This is a genomic window from Dyella mobilis, assembly GCF_016904945.1.
In the GTDB taxonomy this organism is placed as follows: Bacteria; Pseudomonadota; Gammaproteobacteria; order Xanthomonadales; family Rhodanobacteraceae; genus Dyella_B; species Dyella_B mobilis.
The window spans coordinates 137868-153081 of the sequence record NZ_JADIKF010000032.1; the positions used below are offsets into that span (position 1 = coordinate 137868).

11 protein-coding genes and 2 riboswitches are annotated in these 15214 nt (G+C 63.3%); of the genes, 3 read left to right on the forward strand and 8 right to left on the reverse strand.

Features of this window, described 5'->3' with window-relative positions; genetic code table 11:
• Positions 1–12: 12 nt before the first annotated feature.
• Positions 13–1266: an efflux RND transporter periplasmic adaptor subunit gene (locus tag ISS99_RS02165; RefSeq protein ID WP_204629929.1), complete on the reverse strand. Its 1254-nt coding sequence runs from the start codon at positions 1264–1266 to the stop codon at positions 13–15.
• A 233-nt stretch (positions 1267–1499) separates the two neighbouring features.
• Positions 1500–4211, reverse strand: coding sequence for a phosphoenolpyruvate carboxylase (gene ppc, locus ISS99_RS02170; RefSeq protein WP_204629930.1), 2712 nt, complete (start codon positions 4209–4211; stop codon positions 1500–1502).
• Between the two features lie 99 nt (positions 4212–4310).
• Positions 4311–4439, forward strand: a riboswitch (S-adenosyl-L-homocysteine riboswitch).
• Positions 4440–4502: 63 nt separating this feature from the next.
• Here ppc and ahcY point away from each other — a divergent pair.
• Entirely contained in the window at positions 4503–5936 is a 1434-nt protein-coding gene (ahcY, locus tag ISS99_RS02175; RefSeq protein WP_204629931.1) for an adenosylhomocysteinase, read from the forward strand.
• A gap of 69 nt (positions 5937–6005) precedes the next feature.
• Here the strand turns inward: ahcY and ISS99_RS02180 are convergent, their stop codons facing one another.
• From ISS99_RS02180 to metF, 3 genes are read right to left on the reverse strand one after another with little or no spacing between them, the layout of a single operon-like run.
• Complete coding sequence (locus ISS99_RS02180; protein ID WP_204629932.1) at positions 6006–6923, reverse strand: branched-chain amino acid transaminase; 918 nt, start codon at positions 6921–6923, stop codon at positions 6006–6008.
• Positions 6924–6978: 55 nt separating this feature from the next.
• Positions 6979–7533: a DUF4124 domain-containing protein gene (locus ISS99_RS02185; RefSeq protein ID WP_239537574.1), complete on the reverse strand. Its 555-nt coding sequence runs from the start codon at positions 7531–7533 to the stop codon at positions 6979–6981.
• A 55-nt stretch (positions 7534–7588) separates the two neighbouring features.
• On the reverse strand, positions 7589–8413 hold the full coding sequence (gene metF, locus ISS99_RS02190) for a methylenetetrahydrofolate reductase [NAD(P)H] (protein ID WP_204629934.1): 825 nt from the start codon (positions 8411–8413) through the stop codon (positions 7589–7591).
• Positions 8414–8615: 202 nt separating this feature from the next.
• On the opposite strand from metF, the gene ISS99_RS02195 reads away from it, so the two are divergent.
• Entirely contained in the window at positions 8616–10271 is a 1656-nt protein-coding gene (locus tag ISS99_RS02195) for an APC family permease (protein ID WP_204629935.1), read from the forward strand.
• Between the two features lie 18 nt (positions 10272–10289).
• Here ISS99_RS02195 and ISS99_RS02200 read toward each other — a convergent pair whose 3' ends face one another.
• Genes ISS99_RS02200 through metX form a run of 3 tightly spaced genes read right to left on the reverse strand, consistent with a single transcriptional unit; the run spans position 10290 to position 13621 of the window.
• Positions 10290–11375 carry a homoserine dehydrogenase family protein gene (locus tag ISS99_RS02200; protein WP_204629936.1) on the reverse strand — a complete coding sequence of 362 codons (1086 nt, stop codon included), beginning with the start codon at positions 11373–11375 and terminating at the stop codon, positions 10290–10292.
• On the reverse strand, positions 11372–12580 hold the full coding sequence (gene metB, locus ISS99_RS02205; protein ID WP_204629937.1) for a cystathionine gamma-synthase: 1209 nt from the start codon (positions 12578–12580) through the stop codon (positions 11372–11374). Before metB ends, ISS99_RS02200 begins: the two co-directional genes overlap by 4 nt.
• Positions 12581–12583: 3 nt before the next feature.
• Complete coding sequence (metX, locus tag ISS99_RS02210) at positions 12584–13621, reverse strand: homoserine O-succinyltransferase MetX (protein WP_204629938.1); 1038 nt, start codon at positions 13619–13621, stop codon at positions 12584–12586.
• 84 nt (positions 13622–13705) lie between these two features.
• Positions 13706–13821, reverse strand: a riboswitch (SAM riboswitch).
• A gap of 194 nt (positions 13822–14015) precedes the next feature.
• Here metX and ISS99_RS02215 point away from each other — a divergent pair.
• A complete protein-coding gene (locus ISS99_RS02215) occupies positions 14016–15032 on the forward strand; it encodes a cysteine synthase A (RefSeq protein WP_204629949.1) in 1017 nt (338 codons plus the stop codon).
• Positions 15033–15214 lie beyond the last annotated feature (182 nt).

A 15214-nucleotide genomic window follows, 5' to 3' on the forward strand; every position in this document is an offset into this window, starting at 1 on the left:
TCTGCGCGGACATCATTTCACCCGGATCCGATCATATTTATCCCACTGGCTGACGTCGGACAGGATGACCTGGTCCCCTGTCTGCAAGCCATGAAGTATCTGCACGCGATCGACCGAGGCCGCGCCGATACGCACCGCCACCCGCGTGGCGACGCCGCTGGACGGATCGAGACGGAACAGGCTGATGTCGCCGTCCGGCCGCGCCATCGCCGGGCGCCCTACCGAAAGCACGTTATCCAGTTTCGCGATCAGGATGCGTCCATCCACCGACAGGTCCGGGCGCGCGCCCGGCGGCAAGGCGCCGGACAAGGCGACATCGACTTGCACGGTACCGTCGCGAACCGCCGGATCGATACGCTCCACCTTGCCCTGAATGATGCCGTTGTGCGTATCCACGCCCACCGGCATGCCGATGGCGACGTCCTTGGCCTGCACCTCGGGTACCTGCAGGCGCGCGATCAACACATCCGGCCGCGCCACTCTGGCGAGATTGGCGCCGGCCGCCACCTGGGCGCCTTCCTGCACGGGAATTTCCTGCAAGACGCCCGCGATGCCGGCCTTGACGTTGAGCGCATCGGCCTGCCGCTGGCGCAGCTCGAGGTTGCTGCGCTGCTGCAGCAGTTGCGCGCGTACGGCGTCCATCTGCGCCTTCATGGTGGCCGCAAACGCATCCACGCGCTGTTGCTCGATCTGCACGTGGGACTGCAACTGCTTCAGCGCAATCTGTTCCTGCTCGTACTGCACTTCCGGAATGACGTGCAGTTGCATGGCCTTGCTGTCGGCATCGGCCTTGACTCTTGCCGACGCGAGATCGGATTGCGCAAGGGAAAGCGCCGAACGCTCGTCCAGCATCTGCGAGGTGAGATCGGCCTGCTTGGCGGCGACACCGGCCTGCGCGGCGACGACCTGGGCCTGGGCATTGCGCAGATTGTCCTCCACCGAGGGATCGGACAAGCGCATGAGCACGGTATCGGGTTCGACGCGTGTACCCGGCCAGACCAGGATCTTTTCCACCTGCGCCGGCGTAGCGGCCGCCAGCCAGCGGATCTCGCGTGGCACCAGGGTGCCGGTGGCGTTTACTTCGCGCAGCATGCCGCCGCTTTGCACGGTATCGATCCACAAGCTGGAACGATCCACCTGAGGCATGGCCGGATCCAGCCGCGACACCAGCAGCACGACCAGCACCAGGGCAACCGCGCCGGCTGCGCCGATCAACTGCATGCGGCGTCGCTTGCGAACTTTGTAGAGAGGGTTGGCGATATCCATGCCAAGGGACTTGGCAAGCGCCGTGCCAATCCCTTCGCGCCGCTAAAAAGCTCGCCGAATCAGCAACTTTCTTATCTTCTTTCGATGATTCGGCGGTGACAGCTGTCCGTTTCCGGATGGTGCGATTTCGCAACCGGACAGCTCCGGAGGGGGCCTTAGGGCGTCAAATCCTCTGGCGCGAGCGGTGCCCGGTTCGGCGGACCGCAATCCGCCGTAAACAGATGGCACCGTGCTTACCCCGTATTCTGCAATCCCTGCGCCACGCCGTTGACGCAAGCGACCAACGCGCGCAGCAAGTGCTCGTCCGCGCGATCCGTCGCGCGCCAGCGTTGCAATAGATCCACCTGCAGCAGGCTCATCGGGTCGACATAGGGATTGCGCAGGCGAATCGACAAGGACAGGCGCGGATCGTCGCGCAACAGTTCCTCGCTGCCTTTCAAGCGCAACACCCAGCGACGGGTGCGTTCGAATTCTTCGCGGATCAGCGTAAAGAACGGTTCGTGCAAGGGTCCGGCCAACTTGGAAAACGCCTCGGCGATATCCAGGTCGCACTTGGCGAGCACCATTTCCACGTCATCGAGCGCATTGGCGAGAAAGGGCCAATCGCGCGCCATTTCCATCAGCATCTGCTCGCCACCATCGGCGGCAGCACGGTCGAGCGCGCTGCCCAGGCCGTACCAGCCGGTGATGATCGAGCGGCATTGGGTCCAGGCGAACACCCAGGGAATGGCACGCAGGTCCTCGACGCCGCGCATGCTGCGCCGGCGCGAAGGGCGCGACCCGAGTGCCATTTGCTCGATCACGTCGATGGGCGTGGCGGCACGGAAGTAATCGACAAAACCCTCGCGGTCGACCAGTGCGCGATAAGCACGGCGACTGTCCGCCGCCAGCGCACTCAGAAGCTCGCGCCACTGCGCTTCGCGCGGTTCGTCCTCGCGCGGACGCAGGCTGGCGCGCAGAACCGCGCCCACGGTCTGCTCCAGGTTGCGCAAAGCCAGCGCACGGATGCCGTACTTGCGATGAATCACTTCGCCCTGTTCGGTCACCCGCAGCACTCCGGCCACCGAACCGCGCGGCGAGGACATCAGCGCCGGCGTGATGCGCGCACCGCCACGACTGGCCGAACCGCCGCGGCCGTGAAAAAAGGCCAGCTGGATGCCCGCCTGTTGCGCCATCTCCAGCAGTTCCACCTGGGCGCGCTGCAAGCCCCAGCGCGATGCCAGCGTGCCGCCATCCTTGCCGCTGTCGGAATAGCCGAGCATCACCCACTGACGATCCCCGCGTGCGCGCAAATGGTTGCGGTAAACCGGATCATCGAGCAGGGCACGCAGGGTATCGGGCGCATTCTTCAAGTCATCGACCGTTTCGAACAGCGGCGCGATGTCCAGCGAGACGGCATGGCCATCGTCGCTGACGAAGCCGCCGTGCCGGGCCAGGGCGAGTACCGCCAGCACGTCGGCGGCGGAACGCGCCATGCTGATGATGTAAAGGCCGATAGCCTCCTTGCCGTAACGCCCGCGCGATTCGTGCAGCGTGGTGAAAACCGCGCGCAAGGACTCGGCCTGCGCATCGTCGACGCGCGCCAGCACCTGCTCGCCGCTGGCATACGGCCGCAGCATCGCGACGCGCTCGGCGGGCGCGCGCTGGCTCCACGTTTCGTCGCACAGCAAGGCGCCCAGGGCGTCGTCGTGCACGCGCGAATCCTGCCGCACGTCCAGTCGTGCCAGATGGAACCCGAAAGTGCGCACGCGCCAGATCAGGCGACGCACGGCATAGGCGCCTGCATTCAGTCCGTGGTGATCGATCAGCCCGTGCACGATCAGCAACAGATCGTCGAGCAATTCGTCCGCCGAGGCATAGCCTTCCGCGTGGCCTTCCTCCAGCGTTGCTTCCAGGCGCGCGCGCATCAAGGTCAGCAGGCAGCGGTAAGGCATGTCGGCGTGGCGCGGACGGATGGTGGCAGCGGCGCGCGGAAACTGTTCGCGATAAAGCGCCAGGCGCTTGAGCAACGATTTGTCGAAGTCGACGCGGTCGTCGGTCTGGCTCAACAGGCGCGCGAGGCCGTCGATGTCGGCGATGTAATGTTCCAGGACGTGCGCGCGTTGCGTTGACAGGCTGTTGGCGATCGTTTCGGCGCCCACGTTCGGGTTGCCGTCCATGTCGCCGCCGACCCAGGTCGCAAAACTGAGCAGGCGCGGCAACGGAATGGCCACGCCATAGACCGTTTGCAGCGCGTCGGCCAGCGCCTCGTAGAAAGCCGGCACGATGCGGTAGAGCGGATTGGCGAGATAAAACCCGACGTGATGATGCTCGTCCTGCACACTGGGACGGATCGGCGAGGCTTCGGCAGTCTGCCAGCCGGCGGACAGAGCCATGAAAATGCGATCGTCGTCTTCCTTCCGCTCCTGCGGCGTACGCGTCGGATCGAAGTTGTCGACCAGCGCGCGCACGATAGCCTGCTCCTTTTCCAGCAGCGAGCGGCGAATCGCCTCGGTGGGATGCGCGGTGAACACCGGCTCGACCTTCAGCTTGAACAGCCATTCGAGCAATTCGTCCGCGCCGACGCCCTGGTCTTTCAATTGCTGCAATACGTCGAGCAAGGATTCGGGTTGCGGCCGGCCCTCTTCGCGCTGGTAATCGCGGCGCCGGCGAATGCGATGGACGCGCTCGGCCGTGTTCACCGCCTGGAAATAGCTGGCAAAGGCCCGTGCGAGCGCCTCGGCAGCGCCGGCATCGAGTTCCTTCAGCGATTCGGCGAGATCGTCGACCGCCTCTCCCTCGCGCCGGCGGCGGATGGAAGCCGTCCGTACCTGCTCCACCCGCTGATAGAAGCCCTCGCCCCCCTGTTCAGCCAGCATGCGCCCCACCATCGCGCCAAGGCGGTGTACGTCCTCGCGCAGCGGGGCGTCGTGGGGCAGGAATTCAGGGTCTCGACTGGCTTCCATACGGCCTCCGTGGGATCGATCCCCTAGCCTAACCAATTTATGACGCATTGCAGCGTTCCAAGTCGTCATAAGGGTGGATCTGTCGCTAGAATGGGCGTCTTCGCCGAGGGGCGCTGCGACTGTATTGGACGCGGATCCATCCGCAAGAGCCGGCACATCCCTGTGCAGACTCTTCACCAAGAAGGCCAGGCTCGGTGGATGCTTCGATTGCAACGGCGCTCATGACGCGATTTCGCGTCGGCCTGGCCTCCCCGGGCTGGGTTTTCCCCATGAGACTCGGAGACATCCCGAATGAATGCTGTAACCAAAGATAGCGCTGCGCACGACTACAAAGTCCGCGATATCGCACTGGCCGAACTCGGCCGCCGCCGCATCCGCATGGCCGAAGAAGAAATGCCCGGCCTGATGCAGATCCGCGCCCGCTATGCGCCGAGCAAGCCGCTCAAGGGCGTGCGCCTGTCCGGCTCGCTGCACATGACCAAGGAAACCGCCGTACTGATCGAGACGCTGAGTGCGCTCGGCGCCTCGGTGCGCTGGGCTTCGTGCAACATCTTCTCGACCCAGGACGACTGCGCGGCTGCGATCGCGGCCGCCGGCATTCCGGTGTTCGCCTGGAAGGGCGAGACGCTGGAAGAGTATTGGGACTGCACGCTGGACATGCTCACCCACCCGGGCATGCAGGGCCCGGAGCTGATCGTCGATGACGGCGGCGACGCGACCCTGCTGATCCACAAGGGCGTGGACATGGAAAACGGCGACAACTGGGTCAACACGCCCAGCGGCAACCACGAAGAACAGGTCATCAAGGATCTGCTCAAGCGCACCGCCAAGGAGCGCCCCGGTTTCTGGAAGAAGGTCGCGGCCGACTGGAAGGGTGTTTCCGAAGAAACCACCACCGGTGTGCATCGCCTCTACCAGATGATGGAAGCGGGCAAGCTGCTGGTGCCGGCAATCAACGTCAACGACTCGGTCACCAAGAGCAAGTTCGACAACCTGTACGGTTGCCGTGAATCGCTGGCCGACGGCATCAAGCGCGCCACCGACCTGATGGTGGCCGGCAAGGTGGCCGTGGTGTGCGGCTACGGCGACGTGGGCAAGGGTTGCGCGCATTCGCTGAAGGGCTTCGGCGCACGCGTGATCGTCACCGAGATCGATCCGATCAACGCCCTGCAGGCGGCGATGGAAGGCTTCCAGGTCACCACCGTGGAAGACACGCTCGGCATCGCCGACATCTACGTCACCACCACCGGCAACAAGGACATCATCACGCTGGAACACATGGCGGCGATGAAGAACAACGCCCTGGTGTGCAACATCGGCCATTTCGACAACGAGATCCAGATGGACCGCCTGAATGCCGCCAAGGATGTGACGCACGAGAACATCAAGCCGCAGGTGGACCGCTACACGTTCGCCAAGAGCAACCACAGCATCTACATGCTGGCGGAAGGCCGCCTGGTGAACCTGGGCTGCGCGCATGGCCACCCGGCGTTCGTGATGTCCAACAGCTTCTCCAACCAGACCTTGGCCCAGCTCGACCTGTGGGCGCACAAGGATACGTATGAGAAGACGGTCTATCGCCTGCCCAAGCAGCTGGACGAAGAAGTGGCTCGCCTGCACCTGGAGCAGATCGGCGTGAAGCTGACCAAGCTCACTCCGGAACAGGCCGCCTACATCGGCGTGCCGGTGGAAGGTCCGTACAAGCCGGATCACTATCGCTATTGATCGGCTGCTTTATCGGAAACAAAAAAGGGCGCGGAAACGCGCCCTTTTTCTTTTGCATCCGAAGAAAAATCAGACCGGCTCCAGCCAGCCCCATTTGTCCTGCGTCTTGCCGTTGAACAAGCCGAAATACAGCTCCTGCAAGCGACGCGTGATGCGCCCCGCCTTGCCGCTGCCGATCTGCTTGCCGTCGATTTCGCGAATCGGCGTGATTTCCGCAGCCGTGCCGCACATGAGGATTTCGTCGGCGAGATAGAGGTATTCGCGCGGGATGTCGCGCTCGATCACTTCAAGACCGTCTTCGCGCGCGAGCACCTTCAGCGTGTCGCGCGTGATGCCGGTAAGGATCGATGCGCTCGCCGGCGTGGTATGCAAGACGCCATCAAACATCAGGAACAGGTTTTCGCCCGCGCCTTCGCTAAGCAGGCCGTTGGCCGCCAAGGCGATGCCTTCACCGAAGCCCAGACGACGCGCTTCGCGCGCGATCAGCTGGCCGGAGAGATAATTGCCGCCTGCTTTGGCGCCGGCGGGAATGGTGTTGGGCGCAAAGCGCTGCCAGCTCGACACGCACGCGTTGATGCCGACTTCCAATGCCTCGGGCCCGAGATAGGGACCCATCGGCCAGCTGGCCACGGCAACGTCGATCGGCGTTTCGGCGGACAAACCGAAACCGCCCAGGCCGCGATAAGCCACCGGACGCAGATAAGCGGCGGTCTGGCCATTCTTGCGCATGACTTCGCGGCACGCGGACGCCAATTGGTCCTGCGAATACGGCAACACCATGTCGTAGATCTTGGCCGACTGGTACAGGCGCTTGAGATGATCGGTGAGCCGGAAAATAGCCGCGCCTTCCGGCGTGACATAGCTGCGTATACCCTCGAATACCGACGAACCGTAGTGCAAGGCGTGCGACATCACGTGGGTGGTGGCTTCCTTCCACGGCTTGATTTCGCCGTTCTGCCAGATCCATTCGGGGTACTGCTGGGCCATGGGGAGTTCTCCGTTGGGGACCGCCCATGATACTGCCAGCAGGCATCCGGCGCCCTTACTCCTGCGGCTCCAGCCACAGGCAGCCATCGCGATGAACGACTCCGAAGTGCGTCCGCTCGGTGGCGCCGCTGCCGTCCTCAGCCTCGGTCTGCACGCTCAGCGCCTCACCGTGCGCAGGCGAATGGACTGTGGCGGGTGCAGCCGGATCGGCATCGCTTTCATCGGGATCCGGCGCCCCCTCCACCGTCACGCCAACCAGCGGTCGGGCCATCAGGCGACTGAACAGGCGGATGTTGGCGACCACGGTGTCTTGCCCGTCGCCATTCCAGAGCATCAACCCGGCGAGGCGATTGGGATTGCGAACGGCGAAGGCGTCCACCACGGCCTGCTTCAGATGCGCGAGATCGGCGGCGCAAAGCACGGTAGGCGGCGCCGCGGGAATGCCCGGGGCAGCGGGAGCCGCGACGGTGGCGACCGTGGCCGGCGGCAGAGCGGGCGTGGCGTTGACGTCCGTGCAGGCACGATCGGTAAACACGGGTATGCCGCCGGCGCCCATGCAGCGATGAATATCGCCCTGCGCCCTGGCGGTGGCGATTGGCAAAAGCAGCAAAAGCAGTAAGGCCTGTAGACGCATCGGGCGAGCATAGTCCGATGCGCCGGGGCAATCAGTGCAATTGATCAAGCACGGCGCGCGTCGCCTTGGCGCGATTGAGCGTATAGAAGTGCAAGCCCGGTGCGCCGCCTTCCAGCAGGCGACGGCAAAGTTGTGCGACCACTTCCGCGCCCATCGCGCGAATGGCCTCGACGTCGTCGTAATAGGCCTGCATGCGCTTGGCGATCCAGCGCGGGATCTCCGCGCCGCAGGCATCGGAGAAGCGCTTGAGCTGTGCGTAATTGGAGATCGGCATGATGCCCGGCACCACGGGTACCGACACACCGAGCCGGCGCACGTCGTCGACGAAGCGGAAATACGCGTCGGCGTTAAAGAAATACTGGGTGATGGCGCCGTCCGCACCCGCCTCGATTTTCGCTTTGAAATGGCGCAGATCGGTTTGCACGTCCTCCGCCTGCGGGTGCATTTCGGGATAGGCCGCCACTTCGACGTGAAAATGATTGCCGCTGTGCTCGCGAATGAAGCGCACCAGCTCGGCGGCGTAGCGGAAGTCGCCCGGCGAAGCCATGCCCGACGGCAGATCGCCGCGCAACGCCACGATGCGGCGATAGCCTGCGGCGCGATAGGCATCGAGCAGCTCGGCGATTTCCTTGCGCGTGCCGCCCATGCAGGACAAATGCGGAGCGACGTCCAGTCCATGTTGTTGATGCAGCCGTGCCACGGTTTCGCTGGTGTAGCTGAGCGTGGAGCCGCCGGCGCCAAAGGTGACGGAGACATATTCCGGCTTGAGCGCCTTCAATTCCTTGGCGGCCCGGTCGAGCTGGGCGCGCTGCTCGTCGGTCTTGGGGGGGAAGAATTCGAAGCTGATGGCCGGCATTGCACGGGTCCTTGGCGGCAGGTCTGGAGAGTATATATCTCTTATTCCGGATAAAGCGATATATAGCCATCAAGACGCCTAGGCGAGCCGCCGAAAATGGCGTCCGATACCGGCGCCAAGAACCCTCCCCGGGCTGACACTGGCTACACCGGTCTGTCATCATCGGCCGCTTGTGTCGAGCCGTTTCGCCTCAGGAGTCCGCATGTCTTCTTCCAACGCCATTCGCCGCGACGTAGGGCCCTTCGCCCTGATGCTGACCGGACTGGGCTCGATCATTGGCTCAGGCTGGTTGTTCGGCGCATGGAAGGCGGCGGGCCTGGCCGGCCCCGGTGCCATCTGGGCCTGGGTGCTGGGCGCGGCGATCATCATGACGATCGCGCTGACCTATGCCGAGCTGGGCGCGATGTTTCCCGAATCCGGGGGCATGGTGCGCTATGGCCATTACTCGCACGGCTCGCTGGTCGGATTCATCGCTGCCTGGGCAAACTGGATCGCCATCGTTTCGGTCATTCCGGTGGAAGCGGAAGCCTCGGTGCAGTACATGGCCTCCTGGCAATGGCAATGGGCGCAGGACCTCTATCACGTCACGAACGGTGCGGGCGAGCTGAGCCATACCGGACTGATGATCGCCGCCGTCCTGGTGGTCATCTATTTCCTGCTCAACTTCTGGAGCGTGAAACTGTTCGCGCATTCCAATTCCACCATCACCATGTTCAAGCTGGTGGTGCCCGCTGCAACCGGTCTCTCGCTGATCGCCAGCGGTTTCCATGCCGAAAATCTCTCGGTGGGCATTCACGGCGGCAGCCATGCGATCGACTTTGCCGCGGTGCTCAATGCGGTTGCCACGGCGGGTATCGTTTTCAGCTTCAACGGTTTCCAGAGTCCGGTGAATCTCGCCGGCGAGGCGCGAAATCCGGGTCGGAGCATTCCTTTTGCAGTGGTCGGCTCCATCCTGCTCGCGACGGTCATCTACGTCATTCTGCAGGTGGCGTATCTCGGCGCGGTGCCGCAGGACATGCTCGCACAAGTCGGCTGGCACGGTATCGATTTCCGTTCTCCGTTTGCCGAACTGGCGATCATCGTGAACCTGCATTGGCTGGCGATGCTGCTGTACGTGGATGCTTTCATCAGCCCCAGCGGCACCGGCATGACCTACACCGCAACCACGGCGCGCATGATCTACGGCATGGAGCGCAATGGCACGTTGCCGAAAATGTTCGGCCGGATTCACCCCAAGTGGGGCGTGCCGCGTCCTGCCATGTGGCTGAACCTGCTGGTGTCGTTCCTGTTTTTGTTCTTCTTCCGCGGCTGGGGCACGCTGGCAGCGGTGATCTCGGTGGCGACGATCATTTCCTACCTCACCGGTCCGGTCAGCGTGATGACGTTGCGCCGCACGGCAGCAGAGCTCTATCGGCCGCTGCGCATTACCGGGCTGCCTGTGCTGGCCGGCGTGGCGTTCGTGATGGCAACGGAACTGCTGTATTGGGCAAAGTGGCCGCTTACCGGCGAAATCATCCTGCTGATGGTCGTGGCGCTGCCGATTTACCTTTATTACCAGGCGAAAGCCGGCTGGCATGCGTTCGGCCAACATCTTCGCGGCGCGCTGTGGTTGATCGTCTATCTGCCTACGATCGCCGCGGTGTCCTGGGCCGGCAGCACGACCTTCGGCGGCCACGGCTATCTGTCCTACGGCATCGACCTCGTTGTCGTCGCCATCATTGGCCTGGTGTTCTACTTGTGGGGCGTGAAGTCCGGGTGGCGTACTCCGGCGGTGGAAGCCGCCCGAGAGAACGCTCACTTGCATCCGGACCAGCCGATGCTGCCGCCTGATGAGGAACACGTCGCCGGCCATCGCTGACCACGCGATTCGCGCTGGCTAACCCAGGGCGAGCACGTCGCCCAGCAAGGCCTGCGCCGTCACTTCGGGGCCGGCTCCGGGGCCTTGGATAACCAGCGGCTGCGTGTGGTATCGGGTCGTCGTCAACGCAAACTGGTTGTCCGTGCCATACAGGCGTGCCGCGGGATGGTTGAGCGGCACTTCGGTCAAGCCGACGCGCGCACGGCCACGCTGGTTCAGACGGGCCAGGAAGCGCAATACCTGTCCGCGTGCGCGAGCCGCCTCGTGCAACGCCGCCAAGGGTTCGTCCAGTTCTTCGAGGCGTTCCAGAAACGCTTCGGTGGAGATGTCGCGCAGCGCTTCGGGCACCAGGCTTTCCACGACAACTTCATCATTGCCCAAGGCGAATCCGGCATTGCGTGCGAGGATCAGCAGCTTTCGCGCCACATCCTCGCCGGAGAGATCGGCCCGGGGGTCCGGTTCGGTATAGCCTTGCTTGCGCGCTTCGCGCAGCAGTGCGGAGAACGGACGGCTGCCATCGTACTGGTTGAACAAGTAGGACAGCGAACCGGAAAACACGCCTTCCAAGGTCAGCAGGCTATCGCCGCAGTCGCACAGGCGGCGCAAGGTGGAGAGCACCGGCAACCCTGCACCGACCGTAGCGGAATCGCCATAGCGCCCGCCCGCCGCGCGCGCCGCCTGCAGCGCACGCCAACCGGGCAACTGCCCGCCGGCAAGCGACTTGTTGGCGGTGACGACGTGATAACCGCGGGCCAGCCAGTCGGCATGGCGTGAGGCAAGATCCGTCGATGCAGTCGCGTCGACGATCACCTTCACCTGGGCGTGATGAGCATCCAGCGCCGAGAGCAAGGCCGCGTCGTCCCGTGCGGTTCCCTCGCGCTTGAGCCGATCGCGCAGATCGCGCGAGGCCAACTGCGTCGGATCCGATTGCTGCTTGCGCGAATTGGCCGCCCCCACCAAGTGCAGGCGCTTGGCCACCGGCGTGCACAAGAGCTTTAGAAACGCTCCACCCACGACGCCCGTACCGAGCAGCACGACGGCGATTTCCGCCTTGGCAGCGGGAACGGATGGCCGTACGGAAACCTCGGCCAGAACCGCGCTCATGCCTTCACCTTTCGTTTCGGCGAATCCAGGGAAACAGCTTGCGCACGTTGCAACGCCGCATCCACGTCGCGCAGCAGATCGTCGCTGTCTTCGATACCGATCGACAGGCGCAACAGCGTGTCGGCAATGCCGGCAGCGCGACGCGCTTCGGGAGCCATCGCTGCGTGTGTCATGGATGCGGGATGCGCGATCAGGCTTTCCACCCCGCCAAGCGATTCGGCCAGCGAGAAATACTGCAACCCGTCGACGAAAGCCTCGATCTGCGCGACATCGCCATGCAGCTCAAAGCTGAGCATGGCGCCAAATCCTTGCTGCTGCCGGGAAGCCAGCGCGTGGCCGGAATGGTTTTGCAGGCCGGGGTAATAGACCTTGCGCACTGCCGCGTGGCGATCGAGATATTCCGCGACGCGTTCGGCATTTTCCTGATGCTGACGCAAGCGCACATTCAACGTACGCAGGCCGCGCAAAGTTAGAAAACTGTCGAACGGCGCACCGGTGAGACCGTTGCAATTGCCCCACCACTTCAGCTGCTCCGCCACGGCCGCCTCGCGCGCCACGACCGCACCACCCACGACGTCGCTGTGACCGTTGATGTACTTGGTGGTCGAATGCACCACCACGTCTGCGCCCAAGGTCAACGGCTGCTGCAGAGCCGGAGACAGGAACGTGTTGTCCACCACCACCAGCGCGCCGACGGCGTGCGCAGCCTGCGCCACGTGACGGATATCGGTAATGCGCAAGAGCGGATTGGACGGCGTTTCCACCCATACCAGTGAAGGTTTGGCGGCCAATCCTTCGGCGAGGGCGTGATTGTCCGTGAGATCGGCGAAGCGAACATTGAAACGCCCCTTCTTCGCCCATGCATCGAGCAGGCGCCAGGTACCGCCGTAGCAATCGTGCGCGGCCAGAACGGTAGAGCCCGCGGGCACCAGTTCCAATGCCAACGCAACGGCGGCCATGCCGCTGGCCGTTATGACCGCACCGGCGCCCTGCTCCAACTCAGCGAGCGCGTTGCCCAGCAGGTCGCGCGTCGGATTACCGCTGCGCGAGTAATCGTACGCGCGCTTGCCACCCAAGCCTGTGAAGCTGTAGTTGGTGGAAAGATGCAACGGCGGCACCACCGAACCATGCTGCGTATCCGATTCAATGCCGGCGCGAACGGCGCGGGTACTGGCGGAAGCTTCATTTACGAGATCAGCACACATGATTCAGACTCCGCGACTACAAGGAATGGCTTGACGCAGCAACGGCGCCAATTGCTGGGTTTCTTTGAGAAAGGCATCGTGGCCGTAAGGCGAGTCGACCACTTCCAGGGTGGCCGAGCCACGAAGGCGGCGTTGCAGTTCGCACAAGTCGGCCAACGGCACGAGTCGATCCGAGGGGAAGCCGATCAACGTGACCGATGCGTCGATGTTTTCCGGCGCGACGTCGTGCAGATCAATCGATTCGGAAAGTGCGAGAAAACGCTCGAGATCGAAGCGCTTTACGAAGCTGCGGCCTGCATGATCGAGATAGTCTTCGACCGGAAAGTGAAACCGGCCTTCACGGTAATCGGGTGTGCTGGCGAAACGGCGCGCGAATTCCTCGCTGCCGCGATAGGTGGTCATGGCGAGCTGGCGTGCCAGCGAAAGCGCCTCTTCCACCCGGCCGGTCTGCTGGCCCAGGCGAAGAATCTGCCGCTGGATCGAGCGCTGCGCGGTGGACAGCGGATGGGCGCGATGAGCACCGGCGAGGAGCACCAACTTTTCCGCCTTGCCCGGATGCCGCGATGCAAAAGCGAGCGCGACCATCGCACCGTAGGAGGAACCCACAAACGCCGCGACGTGCCCAATGCCCAACGCTTCGATCAGCGCAGCAAGCGCATCGGCCTGGTCTTCGCTGGAAATGGCGCGCGGGCTCTCGTCGAAATCGCCGGGAGTCAGCCAGTCGATGCTGAGCACGCGGCAATGAGCCAGGTCGATGGCTTGCCCGTGACCGACCAGTTCCGACCACCAACCGGAATTTCCCTGTCCGCTGGCTGCCACGTGCCGATCGGCGGAAATGCCGCCCTGCACGATGATCGTGGGCGCATCGGGTGCACCGGCCCATTGATAGCGCACATCCACCAGTGCCGGACAGCTGCCATATTTGGGCTGGAGGCTCAGACGACGGCTGCTGCGCTGCTCAGTGAGCGTGGCGCGCGAATGCAGTGGCACGATCACGGCCGTATGACAATCGTCGAGGGATGAATTGGCGAGCTGAGGCATTGCGGTTCTCCAGTTGCATCGCCCTGCGGAGAACCGTTGAAGAGTTGCCGTCAAGCCCGCCACGTAATCGCACGGATCGACGACATCCCATCTTCCGGTCGACGCCAGAGCGCCCCGCAGGAGTTGGCACCGTTGCAGGTTTTATCCCGCAGGTTGCCCCGGCTTCAAAGGGCCTGTCCCTCAGCCGGTCTCGATGAGTGAAACCGACTATAGCGACGGCTTTTTTTTGCGTCAATGGACGTATAGACGTCTAAACGTAAAAATGCTCAAAATTTCCCTGCAATTTCCGCATGTGAAAAATGGCCATATACCGACCAAGGCCGCCGGCATTTGGCGAAAAACGCAGAGCAGCGCTACTCTCTGCCCATCCGTTCAGCCTTCCAAAACCCCGCCCATGGCCATCAGCCCGGACCTTTCCGCCACCGTTGGAAATACCCCACTGCTGCGCTTGCGGCGCATATCCGCCCTTACCGGATGCGAGGTGCTGGGCAAGGCGGAATTCCTCAACCCGGGCGGCTCGATCAAGGACCGGACGGCGCTCGGGCTGATCTGCGACGCCGAACGCAAAGGCCTGCTGCGTCCAGGCGGCACGATCGTGGAGGGGACCGCCGGCAATACCGGTATCGGCATGGCCTTGATCGGAGCCAGTCGAGGCTACCGGACCGTGATTTTCATGCCGGAGACCCAAAGCCGGGAAAAGATCGACACCCTTCGAATGGCCGGGGCTGACGTTCGCCTGGTTCCAGCCGTGCCGTTCAAGGATCCGCGGCACTATGTGCACGTGGCGCGCGCCTACAGCGACAGCCTGAACGAACAAACCCCTGGAAGCGCCTGGTTTGGAAATCAATTCGACAACACCGCCAACCGCGATTGGCACGAAGCCACCACTGCAGTCGAAATTTGGGACCAAACCCTTGGCCAGGTGGATGGCTTTGTTTGCGCTGCCGGCACGGGCGGAACCCTCGCTGGAGTAGGACGTGCGCTGAAAGAGCGCAACCCAGGGGCGAAGATCGCTTTATCGGACCCTGCAGGCTCGGCACTTGCCCATTACATCAATCGAGGCGAGTTGCTGGCCGAAGGCAGCTCGATCAGCGAAGGGATCGGTTCCAGCCGGATAACGGCAAATTTCGAAGGCGCGCCCATCGACCTGGCCTGGTCGGTTCCCGATCAAGAGTCGGTTCCGTTGCTGCACGAACTGCTTCGTGAAGAGGGCTGGTGTGTCGGGGGATCGAGCGGCGTGAATCTCGCCGGGGCGATCCGGTTGGCCAGGGAGCTGGGACCTGGGCACACGATTGTCACCGTGCTCAGTGATGCAGGCACGCGCTATCAGGCCAAACTGTTCAATCCGAGATTCCTTAGAGAGAAAGGCATTCCTGTTCCGGATTGGCTGGATCAGGCGTTTCCAAGCTGATTTCGCCTCGCAAAAAGCAAAACGCCTTCCCGGTTGGGAAGGCGTTTTTAGGATAAAGCCCCTGGCGGTGACCTGTTGCGGGTGCGCCCAGGCGCACGAGCCGCAACAAGCCCAAGCACAAAGAAAAAACCCTCACCAGACGGTGAGGGTTTTTAGGATGAAGCCCCTGGCGGTGACCTACT